Annotated in this window: 23 protein-coding genes, 2 tRNA genes and 2 other RNA genes; 11 read left to right on the forward strand and 16 right to left on the reverse strand. The window is 37.9% G+C overall.

Annotated elements, in window-relative coordinates; translation table 11 throughout:
• Positions 1-67: 67 nt before the first annotated feature.
• From RCG22_RS25400 to istB, 5 genes are all read left to right on the forward strand, one after another.
• On the forward strand, positions 68-733 hold the full coding sequence (locus RCG22_RS25400) for a GMC family oxidoreductase N-terminal domain-containing protein (RefSeq protein WP_374049426.1): 666 nt from the start codon (positions 68-70) through the stop codon (positions 731-733).
• Positions 730-1,173 (forward strand): GMC oxidoreductase, encoded by a 444-nt coding sequence (locus RCG22_RS25405; RefSeq protein ID WP_374049427.1) that lies wholly within the window; start codon positions 730-732, stop codon positions 1,171-1,173. The genes RCG22_RS25400 and RCG22_RS25405 overlap by 4 nt, the downstream gene beginning before the upstream one ends.
• 322 nt (positions 1,174-1,495) lie before the next feature.
• A complete protein-coding gene (locus tag RCG22_RS04430) occupies positions 1,496-1,921 on the forward strand; it encodes a hypothetical protein (RefSeq protein ID WP_308105901.1) in 426 nt (141 codons plus the stop codon).
• A 134-nt stretch (positions 1,922-2,055) separates the two neighbouring features.
• Positions 2,056-2,712, forward strand: coding sequence for a hypothetical protein (locus RCG22_RS04435; protein ID WP_308105902.1), 657 nt, complete (start codon positions 2,056-2,058; stop codon positions 2,710-2,712).
• Positions 2,709-3,440, forward strand: a complete 732-nt coding sequence (gene istB / locus RCG22_RS04440) for an IS21-like element helper ATPase IstB (protein WP_308105903.1) — start codon at positions 2,709-2,711, stop codon at positions 3,438-3,440. Before RCG22_RS04435 ends, istB begins: the two co-directional genes overlap by 4 nt.
• Positions 3,441-3,708: 268 nt before the next feature.
• On the opposite strand, the gene RCG22_RS04445 is transcribed toward istB, so the two are convergent.
• The gene (locus tag RCG22_RS04445; protein WP_308105904.1) at positions 3,709-4,089 is read right to left on the reverse strand and encodes a hypothetical protein; all 381 of its coding nucleotides are present in this window, start codon (positions 4,087-4,089) and stop codon (positions 3,709-3,711) included.
• A 416-nt stretch (positions 4,090-4,505) separates the two neighbouring features.
• Between RCG22_RS04445 and RCG22_RS04450 the strand changes: the two genes are divergently transcribed.
• Complete coding sequence (locus RCG22_RS04450; protein ID WP_308105905.1) at positions 4,506-4,790, forward strand: DUF4306 domain-containing protein; 285 nt, start codon at positions 4,506-4,508, stop codon at positions 4,788-4,790.
• A gap of 255 nt (positions 4,791-5,045) precedes the next feature.
• Here the strand turns inward: RCG22_RS04450 and RCG22_RS04455 are convergent, their stop codons facing one another.
• Positions 5,046-5,507 (reverse strand): GNAT family N-acetyltransferase, encoded by a 462-nt coding sequence (locus RCG22_RS04455; protein ID WP_308105906.1) that lies wholly within the window; start codon positions 5,505-5,507, stop codon positions 5,046-5,048.
• Between the two features lie 599 nt (positions 5,508-6,106).
• Between RCG22_RS04455 and RCG22_RS04460 the strand changes: the two genes are divergently transcribed.
• Complete coding sequence (locus RCG22_RS04460) at positions 6,107-6,571, forward strand: low molecular weight protein-tyrosine-phosphatase (RefSeq protein ID WP_308105907.1); 465 nt, start codon at positions 6,107-6,109, stop codon at positions 6,569-6,571.
• Positions 6,572-6,654: 83 nt separating this feature from the next.
• On the opposite strand, the gene RCG22_RS04465 is transcribed toward RCG22_RS04460, so the two are convergent.
• The 3 genes from RCG22_RS04465 to RCG22_RS04475 all read right to left on the reverse strand — a co-directional run bounded on the left by RCG22_RS04465 (position 6,655) and on the right by RCG22_RS04475 (position 10,570).
• Positions 6,655-8,820 (reverse strand): transglycosylase domain-containing protein, encoded by a 2,166-nt coding sequence (locus tag RCG22_RS04465; protein ID WP_308105908.1) that lies wholly within the window; start codon positions 8,818-8,820, stop codon positions 6,655-6,657.
• Positions 8,821-9,039: 219 nt separating this feature from the next.
• Positions 9,040-9,804 (reverse strand): sulfite exporter TauE/SafE family protein, encoded by a 765-nt coding sequence (locus RCG22_RS04470; protein ID WP_308105909.1) that lies wholly within the window; start codon positions 9,802-9,804, stop codon positions 9,040-9,042.
• Between the two features lie 193 nt (positions 9,805-9,997).
• On the reverse strand, positions 9,998-10,570 hold the full coding sequence (locus tag RCG22_RS04475) for a hypothetical protein (protein WP_098263926.1): 573 nt from the start codon (positions 10,568-10,570) through the stop codon (positions 9,998-10,000).
• 493 nt (positions 10,571-11,063) lie between these two features.
• Here RCG22_RS04475 and RCG22_RS04480 point away from each other — a divergent pair, with 493 nt between their 5' ends.
• Together RCG22_RS04480 and RCG22_RS04485 are read left to right on the forward strand one after the other, a co-directional pair.
• On the forward strand, positions 11,064-11,633 hold the full coding sequence (locus RCG22_RS04480) for a cell wall hydrolase (RefSeq protein ID WP_308105910.1): 570 nt from the start codon (positions 11,064-11,066) through the stop codon (positions 11,631-11,633).
• 97 nt (positions 11,634-11,730) lie between these two features.
• On the forward strand, positions 11,731-12,798 hold the full coding sequence (locus tag RCG22_RS04485) for a sulfite oxidase (protein WP_308105911.1): 1,068 nt from the start codon (positions 11,731-11,733) through the stop codon (positions 12,796-12,798).
• A 111-nt stretch (positions 12,799-12,909) separates the two neighbouring features.
• Here RCG22_RS04485 and ffs read toward each other — a convergent pair.
• The 4 genes from ffs to RCG22_RS04505 all read right to left on the reverse strand — a co-directional run bounded on the left by ffs (position 12,910) and on the right by RCG22_RS04505 (position 13,576).
• An RNA gene (gene ffs, locus RCG22_RS04490) (signal recognition particle sRNA small type) lies at positions 12,910-12,995 on the reverse strand.
• Positions 12,995-13,066, reverse strand: a tRNA-Asn gene (locus tag RCG22_RS04495). The genes ffs and RCG22_RS04495 overlap by 1 nt, the downstream gene beginning before the upstream one ends.
• Positions 13,067-13,114: 48 nt before the next feature.
• Positions 13,115-13,476: a transfer-messenger RNA gene (gene ssrA / locus RCG22_RS04500) on the reverse strand.
• Between the two features lie 9 nt (positions 13,477-13,485).
• Positions 13,486-13,576: transfer RNA gene (locus RCG22_RS04505), tRNA-Ser, on the reverse strand.
• Between the two features lie 288 nt (positions 13,577-13,864).
• Between RCG22_RS04505 and RCG22_RS04510 the strand changes: the two genes are divergently transcribed.
• Both RCG22_RS04510 and RCG22_RS04515 read left to right on the forward strand, forming a co-directional pair.
• Entirely contained in the window at positions 13,865-14,281 is a 417-nt protein-coding gene (locus tag RCG22_RS04510; protein WP_308105912.1) for a DUF1284 domain-containing protein, read from the forward strand.
• 384 nt (positions 14,282-14,665) lie between these two features.
• On the forward strand, positions 14,666-15,418 hold the full coding sequence (locus tag RCG22_RS04515) for a YqcI/YcgG family protein (protein ID WP_308105913.1): 753 nt from the start codon (positions 14,666-14,668) through the stop codon (positions 15,416-15,418).
• Positions 15,419-15,446: 28 nt separating this feature from the next.
• Here the strand turns inward: RCG22_RS04515 and RCG22_RS04520 are convergent, their stop codons facing one another.
• The 7 genes from RCG22_RS04520 to RCG22_RS04550 all read right to left on the reverse strand — a co-directional run bounded on the left by RCG22_RS04520 (position 15,447) and on the right by RCG22_RS04550 (position 20,831).
• The gene (locus tag RCG22_RS04520; RefSeq protein WP_308107089.1) at positions 15,447-16,022 is read right to left on the reverse strand and encodes a cysteine hydrolase family protein; all 576 of its coding nucleotides are present in this window, start codon (positions 16,020-16,022) and stop codon (positions 15,447-15,449) included.
• Between the two features lie 78 nt (positions 16,023-16,100).
• Positions 16,101-16,745: a TerC family protein gene (locus RCG22_RS04525; protein WP_308105914.1), complete on the reverse strand. Its 645-nt coding sequence runs from the start codon at positions 16,743-16,745 to the stop codon at positions 16,101-16,103.
• A 209-nt stretch (positions 16,746-16,954) separates the two neighbouring features.
• On the reverse strand, positions 16,955-17,683 hold the full coding sequence (gene queE, locus RCG22_RS04530; RefSeq protein WP_308105915.1) for a 7-carboxy-7-deazaguanine synthase QueE: 729 nt from the start codon (positions 17,681-17,683) through the stop codon (positions 16,955-16,957).
• Complete coding sequence (gene queD, locus RCG22_RS04535; protein WP_308105916.1) at positions 17,680-18,156, reverse strand: 6-carboxytetrahydropterin synthase QueD; 477 nt, start codon at positions 18,154-18,156, stop codon at positions 17,680-17,682. Before queD ends, queE begins: the two co-directional genes overlap by 4 nt.
• Positions 18,157-18,158: 2 nt before the next feature.
• On the reverse strand, positions 18,159-18,812 hold the full coding sequence (gene queC / locus RCG22_RS04540; protein ID WP_308107090.1) for a 7-cyano-7-deazaguanine synthase QueC: 654 nt from the start codon (positions 18,810-18,812) through the stop codon (positions 18,159-18,161).
• Between the two features lie 229 nt (positions 18,813-19,041).
• Entirely contained in the window at positions 19,042-19,506 is a 465-nt protein-coding gene (locus tag RCG22_RS04545; RefSeq protein ID WP_308105917.1) for an SRPBCC family protein, read from the reverse strand.
• Positions 19,507-19,631: 125 nt separating this feature from the next.
• Positions 19,632-20,831 (reverse strand): phosphoglycerate dehydrogenase, encoded by a 1,200-nt coding sequence (locus tag RCG22_RS04550; protein WP_308105918.1) that lies wholly within the window; start codon positions 20,829-20,831, stop codon positions 19,632-19,634.
• Positions 20,832-20,948 lie beyond the last annotated feature (117 nt).

Consider the following 20,948-nt stretch of genomic DNA (forward strand, 5'->3'; position numbering starts at 1 on the left):
AGTATCCTGCCCCGTTAGAGGAACAAGAAACTGCTCACCGATTATTCATAAGATAAATAAATGAAAAATGGATACAAACCAGTCAAAAATATTTTTTGATTATATTGTTGTAGGGACTGGACCTGCTGGTGCAGTTTTAGCTAAAACACTTACGGATGATAAAAAGACTTCTGTTTTAGTATTAGAAGCAGGAGAAAATAATGATCGGGATAGGCCAATTAGAGATTCTAGTTTTGCTCCTGAACTAGAAGAGAAGTTTTTTCCACAGTATTTTTGGCAGGGTGAAGGCGTTGCGCAAGAAAAGCTGGATGATAGAACCTTTGAATGGACAACAGGTCGTCTTTCTGGTGGAGGATCTTCCATCAATGGGGAACAGTATGTCAGACCTACTCCTTCAGTTTTAAAAGAATGGGAAGGACTTTTAGGTCCATTATGGTCACCAGAACAAGCAATTCTAAACTTTAAACAGTTAGAAAATTATCATGGGAAAACGAACAATCCAGAAATTCATGGCTTTGATGGTCGTCTAAATATCAGACAAACCCCTACCAGTCCTCGAAGTGTCACGAAAAAATTGGTTTCAGCAATAGAAGATTCCACAGGCTTTAATAAAATCCTCGACTATAATGACCCCAGAACTCGACTTGGTCCTTTTAACCGCTGGCAATTATATCAAAAAGGAATGGAGACCGTGAAAGTTCTTCAACAGCATTTTTATCTTCAGATATTATGACTCCTGAGGGGATTGGAGTATATGGACGAAAACTAAGGGTTTTTTATAAATCAACCGCTCTTCGCATTCTATTTGAGGGTAAAATGGCAATTGGAATTGAATTTCTCAAAGAAGGACAAAAAGTACAAGCATTTGCACGAAAAAAAGTTATTATTTCATATATTGCAGAAAAACTTTCAAAAATTGATCCAACCTACCAGCTGGTAAATCCAACACTTGAAACCATTAATGATGATGAACTACTTGAAAACTACATTAAAGAAAACTTCGGTCATAATCACCATCAACAGAGTTCTCTACGTATGGCACCATTTAATATGGGTGGAGTCGTGGATCGTTTTGGAAGAGTACATGGGGTCAATCACTTAATTCATTATCGTTTTCAAGAAACCCTTCATCAGCTAGGACGATTTTCAAAGGATCATTATTTAGAATTTTAATTGATCCTCGACTTTTTGGTTGTAAAAAAATAATCGCAATATTTAAATTTCCCTCTGCTACAATTCCAATGAGTTGTACAGCTCTGCGGCGATTGCCTTTTCCTGAAAGAGGGTGAGGCAAAAAGGCTCCACCTGTATAAAGGGAAAACGGGTCGTTTCGAAGCTCAGAAATATCCTTTTGATTCATCGTGAAGGTTGCGTGTGACTGCTAGAATAAAATGAACAGTTTACGCCAAATAAATATGAACACTTATTTACTAAAATACCTATTGCCTTTATTATAGATTTTTAGCTTCTACATAAAGGCAGGAGGATTTGGAAGGTGGATAAGTTTGAAATGTACATACAGATTAGAGGGATGGTTAATCAGCGATACAGCGTTTCAGCTATCGCGAGAAAGTTAGAGCTTTCAAGAAATACAGCGTATAAGTACCTTAAGAAGTCACCAGATGAAATGGCAGAATGGACGGCATCAACTATGATCAGAACGAAGAAATTAGATATACATAAAGAGTTAATCTTGAAATGGCTAAGGGAATACCCGGACATTTCCGCAGCACAGGTAAATGATTGGTTGAAAGAGAAATTCCCTACCTTCAAAGTTGGTGAAAGTACCGTACGGAATTATGTGAAGGAACTTCGAGAGGAGTTTTCTATCAGTTTAAGGTGGTTTTATGCCGGAAGGCAGATCCTGAAAGTAAAGGAAGGGTCGAAAATGCCGTGGGGTTCATCAAGAAAAACTTTGTAATACATAGAGTTTTTCACAATATTGATTCCTGGAATGAACAATGCCAGCACTGGCTGGGCAGAACTGGAAACGGTAAAATCCACCATGGAACAAAAAGAAGACCCGCGGATGTGTTTCTCCTGGAAAAGCAACACATGAGGCAGGTCAGCCTAGTAAATCATAATAGTAATAATAGTATAACAAGAAGTGTAAGGAAGGACAATACGGTATTTTTCCTATCAAACCGTTATACGGTGCCTCTCGGCTCCTATCAGAAACACCCCGAAGTTCATGTAATGAGCAATAAAGAAAATAAACTAATCATTTATGTCAAAGAGACAGGTGAAGTATTGGCAAGTCATACAATCAGTCCCGATAAAGGTCAATTGGTTCGTAATACATCCCATCAGCGTGACCGCTCTAAAGGACTTAAGGAATTAATGGAGGCTGTGGGGAGCCACTTTACAAACAGTGAGATGGCCCAGATGTATTTTCAAAAACTACGAAACAGATATCCAAGATATCTTCGTGACCAGTTGAGTATCATAAAAAAGTGTATTGATGTAAGTTCTGTCGAAGTACTTGATGATTCGCTTGCGTTATGTATGGAAAGACAACTTTTTAGCGCTAACGATTTTCAGGATGTGGTCCATCTATTGAAACGCCAGCGCCAAGTTAATATGAACATTCCAAACGCTATCGCTGAAACTAAACCAACATCTGCCGATGTAGAGGACTTGCCGTTACTTCACGCAGAAGCTAAGCAGCGTCCATTTGATCAATATGTCGCAATTATGGAGGGAGTCAAATGAGACAGATCCAGCAACTTCAGGATGCCCTTGTTTCTCTCCGTCTCTCGGAAGCTTCAAAAGAACTTCCCGCTATTCTGGCCAAAGCAGAAAAGGATCAAGTTAGCTACCTTTCTTTCTTAAATACTCTGGTAAAGTATGAACGAAACAAAAGAGATGAAAAGAACATGGAAAAAAGGCTTAAACTTGCCTCTTTTCCATGTATAACATCTTTGGATGATTTTAAATTAGAGGAACAGGAATCGTTGAGCCAAAAGGAATTTAATCAATTAAAGGAATTGGCCTGGGTGGAGCAGCTCTTTAATCTAATCCTATTGGGACCTCCAGGAGTTGGTAAAACCCACTTGGCAGTTGGACTAGGTCTTGAAGCTATCCAAAAAGGTTATAAGGTTTCATTTATATCAATGGGAGAATTGGTCCATACGTTAAAAACTCTGGACATCACGAGGAAATCACAAACAAGAATAAAAAGAATTAAGGACTCTCATCTAGTCATCATTGACGACTTAATGTATGCAGCTATGGACCCGAGAGAAGCCAACCTTTTCTTTCAGCTAGTCAATGATTTATATAACCATTCATCAATCATCCTTACGTCCAACCGATCTCCGAAGGAGTGGACAGAATTACTTGGGGATATAGGTGTTGCAACAGCCATATTGGACCGTCTGATTCATCGTGCAGAGATTGTAAGCTTTAATGAAGATAGCCACAGAATGAGAAACAGATAAAGAATTTTTAATGAAGAAAGTGTTCAAAAATAATCAGCAAAATTGTTCATTTCTACTTGACGCTCACAACAAACCTGCTTCATTAGTGTAATAACAAAAAAGCCACCAAATCGGCAGCCGGATTTTCATCTCTTGCACCCGTTAGCTGAAGAACCCTTTCTCTAATTTATCCCAACTATAATTTTTCTGCTAAATGGAATATCGATTACGAATCCTTTTGAGGGACAAAAAATATATTGTTCTTCGTCTAATAAATTTTCTAAGCTGGCTATAACATTTTCAATAAATGTCTCAATGACAGGGGGGTTGTTTTAGTAATTGAAAACTTCCTTAAAAGATAAACCTGGCTACCTCCATATTTATAATGTTTAATCAATATCGATAGTTCATCAGCATTTTTTACATAATGGGTTTCTTTCATTTGACTCCAAATAATACGGCCAGAACCTGAAAAATCAAACGGAATAAAATTTGAAAGCTTAGTATATACTTCTTCGCTTTCCCCCTGTTTTAAAACCCAGATGGACTCTTTATCAATTAATTCCTCGGAATATTCGTTTGCAAGTTCACGGTAAAGTTCCTTTTCTTGATTTATTTTTAAATCGGCTAACTTTTTTGTTAATTTACTTTGACTTTCCTTTTTATCCATATAATAACCCCTCTGTAACCATTTCGTATATTTTACCTCAAGTTGCTAAAAATGGTCATTCAGAAAAGGAAAACACTGTGAACCTTATTAAACCTGCTCAGTTACTTGAAGTAGGATAAAGCCTTGCTCCTTTATCGAAGCAAAGCAGCCTTTTTAGGCTAACGGGTTCCGTTATGAGGGGAAAAAACATTTTAGCAAAGTAAAAAATCGTTAATAAAAATACAATTTAGGGAATAAAACGATAGAATTATTAAAGGCGAATCCCTTTTCTCAGTTAATTGAAAAAATGGGATTTTTGAATTTTTGTCGGAATTTTAAAATATGCAAAATTTGGTATTTTTTTATTGTAAATGTTAGCTTTTAGTGTAAAATTACACTAAAAGCTAGTTATATCCAATTTAAGAGGAGGGTAAATTGTGAAGAAATGGTTGGGGTTATGGATTTTTTGTATTCCTATTTTTATTATTTCATTTATTTATTCATTTTTTATCACAAGTAAAGTTGCCTATTTACCACAATCAGAATGTAAGCCGATGTTCATTTTCACACCACAAGATGTACAATATTGTAGCGAAATTTATCCGATAGATATTTTTCTGATTACACTTAAAACAGAGCCGCTTTCATATATTTGTTTAATATCGGGGCTTTACTTAATTGGATTTATCATTTATTTGCTTAAAAAGATATTAAAACCTTAACACAAAAAAGCTCGGCAAAAGTTTCCGAGCTTTTTTATTGCAAACAAAGAATATCTTTAATATCGAACATTTTTTGTTCAACTAACCTGCCCCGTTAGTCGAATAAGCAAAGGGATCTCCGTAGCAATCCCATCTTCCGCTCTTGCACCCGTTACTTTAAGTACAATTATTCACAATCTTGCTATGAAATATCAAATAAGTTGCCACTACAACTTAATGGATTATCTTATGGAAGAGAAGAAAAACATAAAAAACTTATAATATTTTTTCATATTTAAATAATTGAAGTTTTTCAGTAACTTGTACTTCACCTATTTTTTTGTAACCTAACTTTTCATAAAAATGATGATTTCTTTTGTTTAAATAAGGAGTGTATAAGCTCCAATCTTTTATCAAAGAAAATTCTGACTCCATTAATTGGATTATCTTACTTCCAAGTCCTTTGTTTTGATATTCATTTCTTAAGAATAATTTGCTTAATCTCAATCGTTTATCATCCAATAGTCGAATATCTATTGCTCCAATAATATCGTTGTCCAACCAAATTGTGAAATGAAAAAAACGTTCAATGTTTTCGATTAATTTCTTTGTCGTTTCATTTACAGGGGTTGAATCATGGTCTTCGTATAATGCATAATCCTCTGCAAAAACATCTTTTTGTATAGCTAACAAATCTTCGATTTCATCCAATTTGGTTTTTTTAATACTGACTTCCACCTATGTACACATCCTAATGGTTAAATGATTTAATATTTCAAATAATATCATATATTTTACAGATAAATACAAAAAACCATTCTTTTTTATGGAATGGTTATCAAGGTTTTTATCCTTTTCTTATAGAACTAAACTGCCCCTTTAGTTAAATAAGAAAAAGCTGTCGTAATTAGCAGCCAGATTTTAAGGAAAGCCCCCTTTAGCTTACGTGAAGTTTTTCGCAATTTAGCTGTTACACAAAAAAGAGTTAGTTTAACACTAAATAAATAAAGACAAATCACAAAGCTTTCTTGGAAAACAGTCTCTAAAAATAGCACTAGCGCCGTTCCGTTTTTCTTTTTTGTACATACTTTGTGATTACGAATGAAGAGAAAGCACTGTACATGGCATTTGGTTCTTACGGAGCTAGTTTGACTCTAATCATTGTATGTTTATATTTCTTATCATCGTTGGAGCAGCTTCGTATTAAAAACCCCGATAACGGCTAGAGGTGTACTAAACAACACACCTGTCCAATCCACTATTTTGAAAATACATAATTCATTTCTAAAAAGACTAATAAAATAAAAAAATAGGATCAATTGAAGGTGGGGAAGTACATGATCAACGTTTTATTTGTATGCCTGGGGAATATTTGCCGTTCACCGATGGCTGAAGCTTTGTTTCGCAACTTAGTCAAAAAGGAAAATTTGTCACACAAAATCGCAGTTGATTCCGCTGCAACCAGTTCATGGCAAATCGGCTTTCCTCCGCACGAAGGAACTCTTAACATTCTGAAGAAATACCATATCTCTTCTAATGGGCTTGTTGGACGCCGTCTAAGGAAAGAAGACTTTTGCAAATTCGACTATATTATCGGTATGGACGAAAGCAACATAAAAAATATATACAGGATAACCAGCAAGCCTAATCATCCAAAGATCATTAGGCTGCTCGACCTGACCAAGTACAGGAAAGATATCCCCGATCCATTTTATACAGGTGATTTTGATGAAACCTATCGTCTTGTTTCAGCTGGGTGCCGGGTATTACTTAATAAAATACGCAGCGAAAAAAACTTATAACAACAAGGCATCCATCCTAATCCGGTGATCCATACAATTTATATTTCACTGAATTAATTTTTTTAAATTATAAATTCCGGTTTCTAATGTTCCTTCTTTTTCCCTTTTCCTTTTGCCTTTCCTTTGTTCTTTCCCTTCTCTTTCTGAGAATGCCTTTTCTCCTTGCCATTATTTTTCTCGATTTTTGGAGATTTTTTTTCGATGTTGTTTTTAGGAATGATTGGAACCTCTGCGGATCCGACACCTGTTATATAAAGTTCATTTCTCACTCTGTAGACACTATTTGGCTGCTTGAAACTGGATGAGTCTGTTCCAAAGGTTCGCATCATCGATTTAAACATGTAATGCGCAATTTTCGTCGTATTGCCAACCATATAATTCCCCTGACCATTTTGCTCATAACCAGTCCAAACCGCCATCGTGTATTGTGGTGTATAACCAGCAAACCAGCTGTCATTTGTGGCATTGGATGGGTATCCAAATTGAGCAATGGTTTTTTGATCAAAATTGGTTGTACCTGTTTTTCCGGCCACATCTAGTCCTGGCACATTCGCATTTTTCCCTGTTCCGGCATCGACGACGGTGCGTAACATATCGGTTACCATATAGGCCGTGTAATCCTTCATTACACGTTTCGGTTTCTCCGCAAAGCCTACCACTTTACCATTAGCTAACACCACTTTCTGTACGAAATGCGGTTTGTTGTAGACCCCGCCATTTCCAAAAGCGCTGTAAGCTCCTGCCATTTGTAAAGGATTTACGGTATTACTTCCTATCGCGTAGGATTCATACACCTGATGGTTAGGAAAGGTAATTCCGAGATTTTCGGCAAAGGTTTTTGCCTTCTCCATTCCCACCGCTCTTAAAGTGAGGAGAGCAGGAACATTGTAAGAGTATTGCAAGGCATTGCGTATCGTTATCATGCCATGATTTTGATGGTCCCAATTGGAAATTGACTGGCCGGATGAATACGTGGTCTTCTGGTCATTAATTAAATGGGCCGTCGACCATTTTAACTTTTCAATCGCAGGACCATAATCAAAAATCGGCTTAAAGGAGCTGCCGGGTTGACGTTTCATATTGATGGCAAAGTTGTTCCCCATGAAATCGGCTTTAAAATCGTTCCGCCCACTTCCAATCGCCCTTACTTCTCCTGTTTTTGTATCCAAAAAGACGAAAGCTCCTTGAAACTCTGAATCCGGATAGGCAATGATTTCATTCGTGCCTAGCATTTTGTCCGCATAATCCTGTGCTTTCTGGTCCAAGGTTGTATAGATAGATAAACCATCTATGCTGATGTCTACACCCTTGAGTTTTCCCTTAACCTCTTTCACAGCTGCGTCCAAAAATGCTTCATATGGCATGCTTTGTCGATTCTTTTTCGGTACCATTCCCTCTGTAACTGGAACCTTGGCCGCATCCTTCATTTGTTTTTCAGTAATATACCCGTGTCTATTCATCAAAGTTAAGACAATATTTCTTCGTTTGGTCGCCTCTTCTTTGTTTTCTGGTTTGGAGGGGTCATAATGATTCGGACTCTGGGGCAGTCCCGCTAACATAGCTGCCTGCGCAAGTGTCATTTTTTTCAACTCATTTGCTTCTAGTCCATAGTAGTTTTTCGCTGCGGCTGCCACCCCGTAAGAGCGGTTACCCAGGTAGATTTTGTTCAAATACATCATTAATATCTCATGCTTGGAATACTCTTGTTCCAGCTGATAAGCTAATTTCCATTCCTGCACTTTTCGTTTGATTGTTTTCTCAGGAGTTAAAAATGAGTTTTTGATCACTTGCTGTGTAATGGTACTGCCGCCCTGTGATCCGAAATCTTCGGTTACGTTTACGAATATCGCTTTGGCTGTCCTTTTTATGTCAATGCCCTCATGTTCATAAAAACGGGAATCCTCCGTTGCAATAAACGCATCCTCCAATACTTTTGGAACTTGTTTATAGGAAATTTTTGTCCGCTTTTCCTTCCCGTATTCATAGAGGAAGCTTCCGTTTTTATCATAAAACTTCGTTGAAAGCGGATCTGCCAGTTTAGAAGAATCTAAATTGGGGACATCCTTAATCATGGAAGCGAACGTGATAGCTCCTGCTCCTGTTATAACAAGGCCAAGGAACAAACAGACGATGATCACTTTTTTTATGAAAGACCCTTTTTTAGGCGAGCCTTTACTTGTTTGTTGAATCTGTCTTGTTTTTTCCGCTTGTTTTCGTTCCTCGCGAGATTTGTATGTTTCTTCTGTCATTCTTCTTCTCTCCCATGCACGTTTACTCAAAGTTGATTCATTCCAAAAAAAGGAAGTATGACTCTCCCTGCTTAACTTTATATACGTTCGTAAAGTATCTTCCGTTTATGAGGGAAATGAATAAATTCTCCGTCCCAATGGCACGCAAAAAAAGCCAACATCACTTAGGATGCTGACTTTCTCTCTTAAAATAACATTTTAGGTTTATCCCCAAAAATCTTAAATTAGCTTGAGTCCACTTACAAAAATCAATACAGCAACAATCGTTCGCAGCGGTCTTGTCGGGACTTTAGCTGAAATACTGCTGCCGACCAATACGCCAGGAATAGAACCCAAGAGTAAATTACCAACTAGCATATAGTTCACATTTCCATAAGAAATGTGGAGCAATCCTGCAACGGTTACCAAAAGAAACGCATGAGTAATATCCGTTCCAACCATCTCTGATGTCTTCATTTGATACAGATAAATCATTGCCACAGCGAATAATGAACCTGATCCTAAGGATGTGAGTCCGACGATAAATCCAAAAAGGCAGCCAATAAAAATCGTTAACGCCTTCTTTTCTTTCAAAGGCTTTAATTGCCAGCGATTCGGTCTTATTTTTTTCTCCACAAAGGTTCTGATAATGATCGCCAGGGAAACAATTATTAGGATGTATCCGAGGGCATGCCTGATAATCTGTTCCTGATTATGGTAAGAGGCTTCAAAATAGTGAAGAGAAGCTATCGCAACCACCGCACTCGGAATACTTCCTAACGCTAATAACTTCACCATCTGAAAATTAACTGTTTTTTGTCTCCAATGTTGAAAAAGTCCAAAGAATTTCGTGATGGCGTTATAGACAAGGTCTGTACCAACAGCTATGGAAGGATTCACCCCGATTAGAATCAATACGGGGGTTAGCAGTGCTGCACCTCCAACTCCAGTCAACCCCACCAAAAAACCTACAAATAAACCCATCAGTGTAATCCCTATACTCATATGCGCACGCCCTATCAATTCCTAGTATTTATATAGGATTATATACATTTATAATTATCTTGTAAATAACTAAATATTTATTAGATTCTGCGAGTTTACTACAGGTTACTTTCATCATTGAAAAAAAGAAGGAGTTCACATTTCTGTGGCCTCCTTCCATTACAGTTTAATATTCATAATATCGCCTAAGTCTTTAGCGAATTTCCCTTTTCAAAGATCCTTTAATCAGCTTGATCTCTCCATTTTTAGGAATTAATTCACTAATGTTTTCATATCTTTCTTCCCTTTTTGAACGGTTTAGTTTCTCGACTCCATATTCCTTAAAGGAGCAGCAAAAGAGTTTACGGGCAACTTTTCCTTTTTCACCAATGAAGTTAAACCAACCCTGCCCAACATAAAAAGAATTCGTTAGTAATCTATCAATCACATAAGAAATACCAGCATTTTCTTCCCCTGGATTAAATTTTATTTTAGAAGATAGGGCCAAGATAAAATAGTTTTTAAACCGATCAAATTCTAGTAATTGAAGATGATACTTCTCACGCTGCCTTTGATTAAAATCCCTCAGTACTGTTTTGATACTTTTATCCACATCGATTTCAAATTTACTTGCATCTTTCCAAGTCGTTAAACGAGAGTCAAAGATAGACAATGTGAGGATATAATAAGCAGAATAATTTTGGGGATCATACACTTCATTCTCTTGCTTCTCATCTTCCGGTACCACGATGTAGTTTTTATAGTCAGCAAAGAAATTTTCAATCATAGCGTCTACCTTCTTTCATAATTGATAGAATGGATAATAAATTTAGCTTGATCTATTTGAATCTGCAGATATTTGTTAGATGAAAAACATCCAGAGATGTTCTCCTTATTCCTTTTGAATAGCGCAGTTTTCTTGTAATCTGACAAAATAACTTCTATGAACCACTGAATCGAAATTTAATATAATATATTCCTCTTTTAAAACTAAAAATCCTGCTTATTCCTCCAAAAATCCGCATCTTTCACCGTATTTAATCAAAAAGTCCCATTTATGGTTTTACCATTTGTCGTAACAGGTCTTTTGGCCGAGTAGGTGATAATTACGATGAGAGAGAAATCTTACAGTTTTTTCCGTATCTACTTTTTGAAAAAAACGTCTCAATACTCTATGTAACCAAACTGTAAAACTAATCAACTTAACTGTAATACTAATCTATTTTTTCCATTCATAATATTAGATTTAAACAAGGTAACGAACTAGGAGGACTAGAATCATGAAAAAACTAATTACCATTTTTCTATTACTGGCTTCATTTTTATACGCTTCCCCCGCTTTTGCCTATCCGATTATACAAGGATACCCACTTTCGGACAATTTATCGGGATATAAACACCTTGATGGACTTAATCGAATTTCTGTCCGACAGACTGATGTTACTACAAAACCCAATAATACTAGTAAATCTAATATTGGAAAAATAAGTCTCACAGAAAAAGAAATAGACCTGCTTTCTCGGTTAGTTCGAGCTGAGGCTGAGACGGAACCTTATGAAGGAAAGATTGCTGTCGCTTGTGTGGTCCTTAATAGAGTTGAAAGTAGTAAATTCCCTAAAACGATAAGAGAGGTGATTTATGCCCGAGGTCAATTTCAACCTGTTCAAAATGGCGAAATCAATAAGCCGGCCGATGAGGAATCTATTAAGGCTGTGAAAGCCGCCTTAACAGAACAGCGCAACTTGGCACCGGGAGCTTTATTTTTCTATAATCCTGACATTGCTACCAGTCGTTGGCTCGATACAAGAACAACAACCATGGTCATTGGGCAGCATGTCTTTAAAAAATAGGTACGAGCCAAACCCTTGAAAGTCATAAAAATTTTGAATGATACTTCCTTAACAACATAATCATGAAGTAGCAACTCCATTCTAAGGAGGTAGTAATATGGATCAATCTCCTCTAAACAAAGTTAGACCTTATCTGATTACCAAGAAGTTAGTTCCTGAAAATCAGGAAACACCCATACATTTTCAAAAGTGCGATAACGTGAATGAAAATCTATTTTATAGAAGAAACCATTTTCCTTATCCCAAATTCACATCTTCCTTCTACTTTCTTCCAATTGAAGGATTAGTGTACACTCCAAGAGTTTTTTCTTTACAGGAAATTTACTCATTTCCGGCAAAAACGATAAACCTTGTTTTAGAATGCTCAGGTAATAAGCGAGAATTGTTTGAACCGAAAGTGTTCGGAGAGCAATGGGGAAAAGGCGCGATGAGTCAAGGGATTTGGAAAGGTGTCTCTTTAAGATCGTTAATGAAGTACACAGAATTGCTTGATACTGCCAAAGAAATTGTTTTTGAGGGTTACGATTATGGTGAAAGATCTGATTCTAATCAACTTCACCATTTTTCGAGGAGTTTACCGATTGAAAAAGCCCTTGATCCTGATACCATTCTTGCTTATGAATACAATCATCATCCAATCCCCTTTAAGCACGGATTCCCTCTGAGATTAATTGTCCCTGGCTGGTACGCCATGGCCTCTGTTAAATGGATTAAAAAAATGATTGTGATTGATCACGAATTTAAAGGTCCCTTTCAATCTGTTGATTACGTTTACTATCCGAACAAAGAAAACGATCATAGAAAAGCTCCTGTCAATTCAATCCATATTAACTCAACCATACAATCTCCGCTAAATATGCAAGTATTGAATACAGGGGTGTATGAAATTAATGGAATTGCTTGGACAGGATCAGGACAAATTACCACGGTAGAAATTAGTATAGATGAAGGAAAAACCTGGAAAACGTGTGAATTAGCTTCTTCAACGGAGAAATATGCTTGGGTTCGCTGGAAATATAAATGGGATGCTCTTAAAAAAGGAGAATACACGATAAAATCAAAAGCAACTGATTCTTTAGGCAATATTCAACCATTGAAACCAATCTGGAACAGGAAGGGATATGGTTATAACGCAATAGATTGTATAAAAGTTAAAATCGAGTAACCTTCCAAAAGCACAAGTATGAAAGTAGTAACATCTCTTTCAAATATAAAAATCACATCCGTAAATTGGATGTGACCCTTATGTGTATGTTTTAGCATTTTTATTTCGTCCTATGTAATAGCCCACACAATTTCACTAGTTATGGCTGCTGCGTTCCCGCCCTGACCCGTTTCCTAGTTTCCTCGTTGGACTATAACTCCGCAGGTAGGACTCGAACCTACGACCGACCGGTTAACATCCGATAGCTCTACCACTAAACTACTGCGGAAAAATTTCACTTGATGATGAATTTTTTCAATATGGTTTTTTGGTTATTTAGTGGAAATGACGGGAGTTGAACCCGTGTGCAAAGATATTGGCACTTATACATCTACGAGTGTAGTCAGTAAAATTGATTTCACGAACTTCTTTAGCCTACTGACAGGCGTTGAAGCAGCTAGTCTGGTTCGTCTCTTCCTTCATCCTCAGACGGTGGAATTTGGCGTAGTCCACTTATCGTGAGTCCCTTACCCTACCACATGGACGATGGAGGGAGGAACCGCTATCGTCTGTTATTAGGCAGCGAAAGCAAAGTTGTTGTTTTGTTTGCCAGTTATAGGCTTTATCGTTTTTACGAGGCCGAATCCCTCGACTCGCCATATAAGCTCAAACTATCCCTGTCGATACCAAGACATCCCCATAATATAATGGCAGAGAAGAAGGGATTTGAACCCTCGCGCCGGTTACCCGACCTACACCCTTAGCAGGGGCGCCTCTTCAGCCTCTTGAGTACTTCTCTGTAACGAAAGCTTATGCGTAAGTCGTTAAGAACTTACAAGAGAAATATATCATGTCTGCCAACTGGAAGATAGCTGTAAAATTTGGTAGTTCAAAAGACCCAGCACAAAAGAGTGTCAGGCACTACCCAATGATTGGCTGGTACCAACACTTTTAGTTAGTAAGTAGTTCGATGACTTATTCTTTTAAAGAAACCACCATTTTATGGTATGATAATTCAAATGTTAACCAAATTATTATTATAGTTTACTCTTTAAATCAAAAGGGAGTAAACCATTGGGGGAAAATTATGTATAAACTGCGAGGACATCATCTGTTTTGCCTTCTAGGCTATCGGGGAATGGGCTACTCCAAAGAATACGTCGAAAATATGACACGTTTACATCAAACTTTGAGAAACAACCCAAAAACGTTGATTCTGCTTGTAAAGGGACCAGACCAGTTGTGCGAAAAGTTCCCTAACTCAGGTGAATACCATTGCCAAGACGACCGGATCGATGAAAGAGATGCCGTTATTTTAGAAAAAATGAACCTGAAAATCGGACAAATTCTTAGTTGGGAGGAAATAGAGTCCCATATCCGAAAACATGTCATCCCCGCCGATATTCAAGTGGTCTGTAAAACTTGTTCTTGGCGTTCTTACGGAGTTTGTGAGGAAGGTATTCGCGAGATTCATAATGGGAGGGGCTTAAGAAAAGTTGAATAAGCCCGATAAAACTCACTCCTTTAAATATGTTGTTCTATCCTTAATCGAGTAACCATCAAAAGTAAAATAAGCGGAAATTTTCCGGTTAAATGCGAAATGGAGCTCATTTCGGGATATATAAGCGGAGATTTTCCGGTTATGCAAAGCAAAATCAACCATTTTCGAATTTATCGAGTCAATAGGCGGAGTCTCTCCGTCTATTCAAGCTTTTCTTAACAGGAATTACCAATTAAGCGGAATTTTTCCGTCTATTTATCAACTCGGCCGTCCCCCCTGGCTCCAGTGAACCGTCCGCCTTGCCTCCCCACCCCGCCCATTTGAATATGGACATCTCCCCTCTCTTGTACGGGTGAATATACTGCAGTAACAAGGGAGGTGTGTTGATTGAGTAATCTTTATAAGGATAATCCCTCAAGCAGGAATCATCTAAAAGATTGGGAAAAAAATGCCTTGGAAAAATTTTCGGCTAAAATGAGTGACAAAGAGAAACCATTTCCCTGTATTCCTGCGACAATCGGGTTCACTCAAAATAAGCTCAGGTACAGCTTTATCGGAGATCCTCGAGAACCATCCTCGATTTATGAATTAGCTGAATCATTGAGCAGTTATACGCAAGTTTCACGCGAAATTGGCCATTACACATCACTGATCGTATTTTACGAAACCCCTGAAGATATGAAGGAAATGTATTCTGTGGAAAATTATGAACAATTATTCTGGGAGCATCTTAGCGGATTACGTATGATTGACCCAATCGATTGGCCAGAGGATATACCGTCGGACCCTCATGACCCTGTATGGGAGTTTTGTTTTAATGGAGAGAAATACTTTATGTACTGCGCTACACCTGCACATAAAAATCGAAAAAGCAGACAGTTTGATGTGATGATGCTCGCGATTACACCTAGATGGGTGCTTCAGGAATTTAACAGGTCCCCGAAGTTTGCTATGGGTATTAAAAAGCAAGTAAGAAACCGACTGAAAAACTACGATTCTGCCCCCATTCATCCAGATTTAAACACTTATGGGTCAGATAATAATTTTGAGTGGAGGCAATATTTTCTGCGGGACGATGATTCATCATTGTCCAAATGCCCCTATCACCGGATGCTAAAATTCTTCAAGTTAGATGAATGAACGCAGGAAAACCAGCTGCGTTATTAATTTAGGAGCTAAGTAATTGGCTTAAAACTTCATCCGTTGTCATAATCGTTGCAAATTCATTGTGAAGCATCGCCAATTCATGTTCATGTATTACTTCGGCAGAATGGTAAACTCCTTTGTGATCAGTGATTTCAAATGCGGCGATGGCATCCGATACCAGAAAAGTTTGATAGCCTAAATTTTCGCTCATCCGAGTCGTCGTTGAAACACAGTGCTGTGTGGACAACCCAGTAATGAGAACAGATTTAATCTTCTTTTCTTTTAAGTACATTTCTAGTCCTGTCCCAATAAAAGCACTGTTCACGCTTTTAGGAAAAATGATTTCTCCCTCCCGAGGCTGGATGATTTCCTTAAACTCCGTACCTACCTTATTTTTATGGTGAAGTGGCGAGCCTGGTTGAACGGATAGATGTTGCGAGAAAATGACATGCCCCTGTAGAATCCGCCATTCTGCTAAAAGACGAGCCATATTTTCTTCTGCCTGCGGGTTGTTCCGCTGCCCCCAATAGGGATCATCAAACCCTTTTTGCACATCTAAGATTAATAAGGCAGGCAGTTCTCTTAACTTATTTATCATCACTTTGAAACACCCTTCTGCTTCATTTATCTTTATTTTACCCAAAATAAAAATACTTAATGAAAATTTAAATTCATTCTATATTAGTTTTTTCCTAGAAATTATATATCCAAAGCCAATAACAAGAACTGTAATTGTCATTGGAACCAATAAATGTAAATCACGAGTTAGTAGAGGTTCAAATTTTGGTTCTCCGATGATCATTTCACCTGCAGTCCAAGCTAGAATTCCTGCACCGGCATAAGAGATAGCTGGATACCTTTCCATTGCTTTTAATATGATCTGACTCCCAAAAACAACGATCGGAATACTAACAATAACCCCGATCATAATACCGGCTAAATTTCCTTCAACGGCCCCGGCAATGGCTAGTACGTTATCAAGAGACATGACTGCATCAGCAATAATGATCGTTTTCACCGCGGAAACTAGACTTGAACCCCCTTCCCTAAGATTTCCTTCTTCCTCACCAATTAATAGTTTAATCGCAATATACACGAGCAGGAGCCCGCCAATAAAAGTGACGAAAGGTATGTTTAATAGATAAATGATGGCCACTGCAAAGATTAACCGTAAAATAATGGCTCCAAATGTTCCCCAAAAGATTGCTTTCTTTTGTTGCTTCTTGGGGACATTCCGAGATGCCATTGCAATGACCACGGCATTATCGCCACTTAAGACAATATTGATTAAAATAATTTTCAAGAGAACAGCTAATGACAAATCAAAAGTCTCCAAAATAATCACCTCTGGACAAAGTTAATCTTGTCATTATATGAAGTTAATATTAAAAGAAGACCTGACTTCATCATATAAAGCAACGCAAAAAACTACTCCCAACAAAGATTAGGAGTAGTTCATGAACCTATCGAATTAGGAATTATGCTCCCTACTAAATATAAAACTAGATAGCCCTTATTCCCGTGAGTCACCTACACGCCGCGCTTATTTCCCCAAAGAAGCGCATGTAACTGCGGCAAAACCTTCACATCATTCAATTGCTGATCCGCAACTACACAATTGACTAACCACTCATATTTCAACAGTAGTTTCTGAATCAATTCATTGTTATTGAAATTGGTGATATCATCGTTCCCAACCTGGAGATAAAAAGGGATGTCTGCATAGCGGTTATGGACCATCTTTGCATACTCAAGATCGACCTCATCAAAGATGACTACTTTTAGACTGACTTGATGTTTAAACTCATTGTCGTTTAAATTTTGAAAAATAGAATCTAAGATTTCAAAATTAGTAACCATACGGGAACTTGGCGGTTTTGGTGAAATGGTTAATTCATCGATGTTTAAGAACCAGTCCTGCCACCTGCTGCCTTGTGTTTCAATACCAACTTTGATGTCGTTTTCTCTAAGTAAATCAATAAATACATCTAAATTTTTCAACAGCGCCGGATTTCCCCCTGAGATGGTTACAAAAGAGAAATTATCGCCGCCGATTCGCTTCAATTCAGCCCAAATTTCTTCTGCCGTCATTAACTGAATATCATCTTTGGCACTGCCATCCCATGTAAAGGCTGAATCACACCAGCTGCATGAATAATCACAGCCGGCCGTTCGAACAAACATCGTTTTTTGCCCAATGACCATGCCTTCTCCCTGAATGGTTGGGCCAAATATTTCTAATACAGGAATCTTACTCATTCCTCCATCCACTCCCTTCTTGCTTCTGCGTAGCTGGTTGGAGTTTCAAAAAGACGGACAAATTCCACTCTTGCTCCATCATACTGATGCTTACGATCTTCTGCTGCTAATGCTTCCTTCATTTTCTCGTAAATCCAAACCACCATATTTTCTGCTGTGGTATTCATGAAAGGAAGGGTTTCATTCAAGTATTGGTGATCAAGGAATATTTCGATATCGTTTTTCCAGATTTCTTTTATATCGCCAAAGTCAATCATTAAGCCGCGATCGTCGACAAAGCCGCTTAATCCAAAAATCACTCGGTACGTATGACCGTGCAAATTCTTACATTTCCCTTCATAGCAGTGCAAGTGGTGTGAAGCATCGAACGTAAATTCTTTGCTCACGAGTACACGCTTGGTATGATATTTTAATTGATGCGGATGAATATCTTCATTTATTTTCTGAAGTTTATCAACGATTCTAAAACCCATCGCTAAAACCTCCCATGAAGGAAGTCATCGAGCCCTCGTTTTCTTAATACGCAAGCTGGGCATTCGCCGCATCCGTCTGCAATCACACCATTGTAGCAGGTTAACGTTTTTTCGCGAACAAAATCCAATGCGTCTAATTCATCTGCCATAGCCCAAGTTTGGGCTTTGTTGATCCACATTAACGGGGTATGAATGACAAAATTATCGTCCATGGATAAATTCAAGGTGACGTTTAATGATTTGATAAAAATATCGCGGCAATCCGGGTAGCCGCTAAAATCTGTTTCACAAACACCGGTCACTAGATGCTTGGCACCGGTTTGACGTGCTAACACACCAGCAAAAGTTAGGAATAACAAGTTACGACCTGGCACAAAAGTTGAAGGAAGTTCTCCTTCGCCCCCATCCGTGACCGCAATATCTGAACGTGTTAATGCATTCGGTGCCAGTTGATTTAATAAGGACATATCTAAAATATGGTGTTTTACACCAAGTTCATTCGCTATATTTTTGGCACATTCAATTTCTAAACTATGCCGTTGATTGTAATCAAACGTAACAGCTTCTACTTCTTTAAATTGTTTTAACGCCCAAAATAAACAAGTGGTGCTGTCTTGTCCACCACTAAACACGACAATTGCCTTTTCATTTTTCAACATTTAAATCTAATACATCCTTTCAAATAGAAAAAACAGTACCCCAAGATAGAAGTACTGCTTCATCTTAGTTTTTTTAATGAGGGGGGCTAGAACCTCTATCGCACGATGCGAATTATATAATTTTTAAATGACTAAATGATTATAAACCATTTATTCAACTTTTTCACCTATTTGACGAGATTTTATTAGGAAAATTAAAAAAGACAAGTGACTAGAGTTATCTTTGTCACCTGCCCCTTCGCTGCATATAAAGTTTTCTTTTTATTTCCTTCTCCAATGTTTGAAAAAATGATTCCAAACCCCTATTCGCTCCGCCCTCAATTACACGCTGTCCTGCCAAAGCAAGTGCACCGGTAACCTGGGCTTCCGCCGTACAGTTTAGTTTGGTTGTCCCTTTGATATCTTTTATAAACAGGTCTGCGTTACCGACGATTTCTCCGATATTCCCTGCCCCTTTTACTTGTAAGTGAATTAAGGAAGATGACTGCATTTCATTAAGTCGAATCTTAACGGAAAACAGATCTTGGATGGGGCCCATATTTACCTCTAATTGTGCTTGGTAAACATCCTTAGAAGTTTCCATAAATGACTTACAACCTGGAAGAGAATTTCTCAATACATTTTCATCCTTTATATACTTCCAGACAACATTCCTCGGCAAGCCGAATGTGTAATCGTACTCAATTTTCACTGTGTCCCCTCCAATTGACCACAAGAATAACCATTAATTATATGTATTCAATTGGAGTGTGGAAGGTTATTACATAAAAAAGGGCAGTTTTTAATCTGCCCTTTTCCAACTATTTAAATTATGTCCTATAAAACCCGAACTGTAACAATACCTTCTATTTGGTTGATTTTTTCCAATACCCCCGGAATGATATCCCCATTTACTTTATTGTCAATATCAATCATCGTATAGGCGTATTCTCCGCGACTTCTATTAATCATGTCAGCGATGTTTAAATTATAGCTTGAAATCGCCAATGTGATCTGACCCACCATGTTTGGCACGTTTTTGTGGAAAGCCGCCACACGGCGCTTGCCTGTAAATGGAATAGAAGCATTTGGAAAATTCACTGAGTTTTTGATATTTCCTGTTTCCAAAAACTCTTTCACCTGGCGAGCGGCCATAATGGCACAATTCTCTTCTGATTCTTGAGTAGAGGCACCAAGATGCGGAATGGGAATAGCATTTTTCATTTTCAATACCTTTTCATTTGGGAAGTCTGTTATATACTTACCAACTTGCCCGCTTACAAGAGCTGCAGCCATATCCGTTTCATTGACAAGCTCTCCCCGAGAGAAATTTAAAATATGAACACCTGGCTTCAAAATGCTGAAGGTTGCTTCGTTAAACATACCTCTAGTATCATCCGTTAACGGAACGTGAACCGTAATATAATCAGAATTAGCAAACAGCTGTTCAATCGTCATCGCACGCTGAACATTGCGAGACAAGTTCCAAGCGGTATCAACAGAAATAAATGGGTCAAATCCAATAACATCCATGTCTAAATCAAGTGCATCATTAGCTACTAGCGCACCGATTGCACCCAATCCAATGACACCCAGTGTTTTCCCTTTAATTTCTTTTCCAACGAATTGTTTCTTACCTGCTTCAACCAGCTTCGGAATTTGGTCACCTTCGCCATCTAACGCCTTTGTCCATGTAATGCCGTCAAACAGGTTTCGGGATGAAGCCATCAAGCAAGTTAGCACCATTTCTTTTACAGCATTAGCGTTTGCCCCAGGGGTATTGAAAACCACAATCCCTTGCTCTGTGCATTTTTCAACAGGAATATTATTAACTCCCGCTCCCGCACGGGCAATCGCCTTTACGTTGTTCCCCAATTCTAAGGAATGCATGTTAAAACTGCGGACAACAATCGCATCAGGATTTTCACTGTCATTATCAATGATGAAGTGATCCTTATTGAATACCTTTAACCCGCTCTCTGCAATATTGTTTAACGTTTTAATTGTTTTCATTTTGTCTACTGTTGTTGTGCTCATATTGTTTTCTCCTCTATTCTTTTATGATAGTTTGAAATCCCAAAAATTCCGAGCGAGCAGATATGATTAAATTTTCTCAAAATCTGTATCTACTAAAATATTGAAATATAAAAGTAG

This window comes from Neobacillus nitrireducens (assembly GCF_030915405.1).
Lineage (GTDB): Bacteria > Bacillota > Bacilli > Bacillales > Cytobacillaceae > Neobacillus.

Coding starts and splice junctions, on each gene's coding strand:
- RCG22_RS25400 (WP_374049426.1), top strand. CDS start 68: ATGGATACAAACCAGTCAAAAATATTTTTTGATTATATTGTTGTAGGG.
- RCG22_RS04470 (WP_308105909.1), bottom strand. CDS start 9,804: ATGAGTATAGGGATTACACTGATGGGTTTATTTGTAGGTTTTTTGGTG.
- RCG22_RS04520 (WP_308107089.1), bottom strand. CDS start 16,022: ATGATAAATAAGTTAAGAGAACTGCCTGCCTTATTAATCTTAGATGTG.
- queD (WP_308105916.1), bottom strand. CDS start 18,156: ATGGGTTTTAGAATCGTTGATAAACTTCAGAAAATAAATGAAGATATT.
- RCG22_RS04550 (WP_308105918.1), bottom strand. CDS start 20,831: ATGAGCACAACAACAGTAGACAAAATGAAAACAATTAAAACGTTAAAC.
- RCG22_RS04435 (WP_308105902.1), top strand. CDS start 2,056: ATGAGGCAGGTCAGCCTAGTAAATCATAATAGTAATAATAGTATAACA.
- istB (WP_308105903.1), top strand. CDS start 2,709: ATGAGACAGATCCAGCAACTTCAGGATGCCCTTGTTTCTCTCCGTCTC.
- queE (WP_308105915.1), bottom strand. CDS start 17,683: ATGAGTAAGATTCCTGTATTAGAAATATTTGGCCCAACCATTCAGGGA.
- RCG22_RS04485 (WP_308105911.1), top strand. CDS start 11,731: ATGGATCAATCTCCTCTAAACAAAGTTAGACCTTATCTGATTACCAAG.
- RCG22_RS04460 (WP_308105907.1), top strand. CDS start 6,107: ATGATCAACGTTTTATTTGTATGCCTGGGGAATATTTGCCGTTCACCG.
- RCG22_RS04480 (WP_308105910.1), top strand. CDS start 11,064: ATGAAAAAACTAATTACCATTTTTCTATTACTGGCTTCATTTTTATAC.
- RCG22_RS25405 (WP_374049427.1), top strand. CDS start 730: ATGACTCCTGAGGGGATTGGAGTATATGGACGAAAACTAAGGGTTTTT.
- RCG22_RS04510 (WP_308105912.1), top strand. CDS start 13,865: ATGTATAAACTGCGAGGACATCATCTGTTTTGCCTTCTAGGCTATCGG.
- RCG22_RS04445 (WP_308105904.1), bottom strand. CDS start 4,089: ATGGATAAAAAGGAAAGTCAAAGTAAATTAACAAAAAAGTTAGCCGAT.
- RCG22_RS04475 (WP_098263926.1), bottom strand. CDS start 10,570: ATGATTGAAAATTTCTTTGCTGACTATAAAAACTACATCGTGGTACCG.
- RCG22_RS04465 (WP_308105908.1), bottom strand. CDS start 8,820: ATGACAGAAGAAACATACAAATCTCGCGAGGAACGAAAACAAGCGGAA.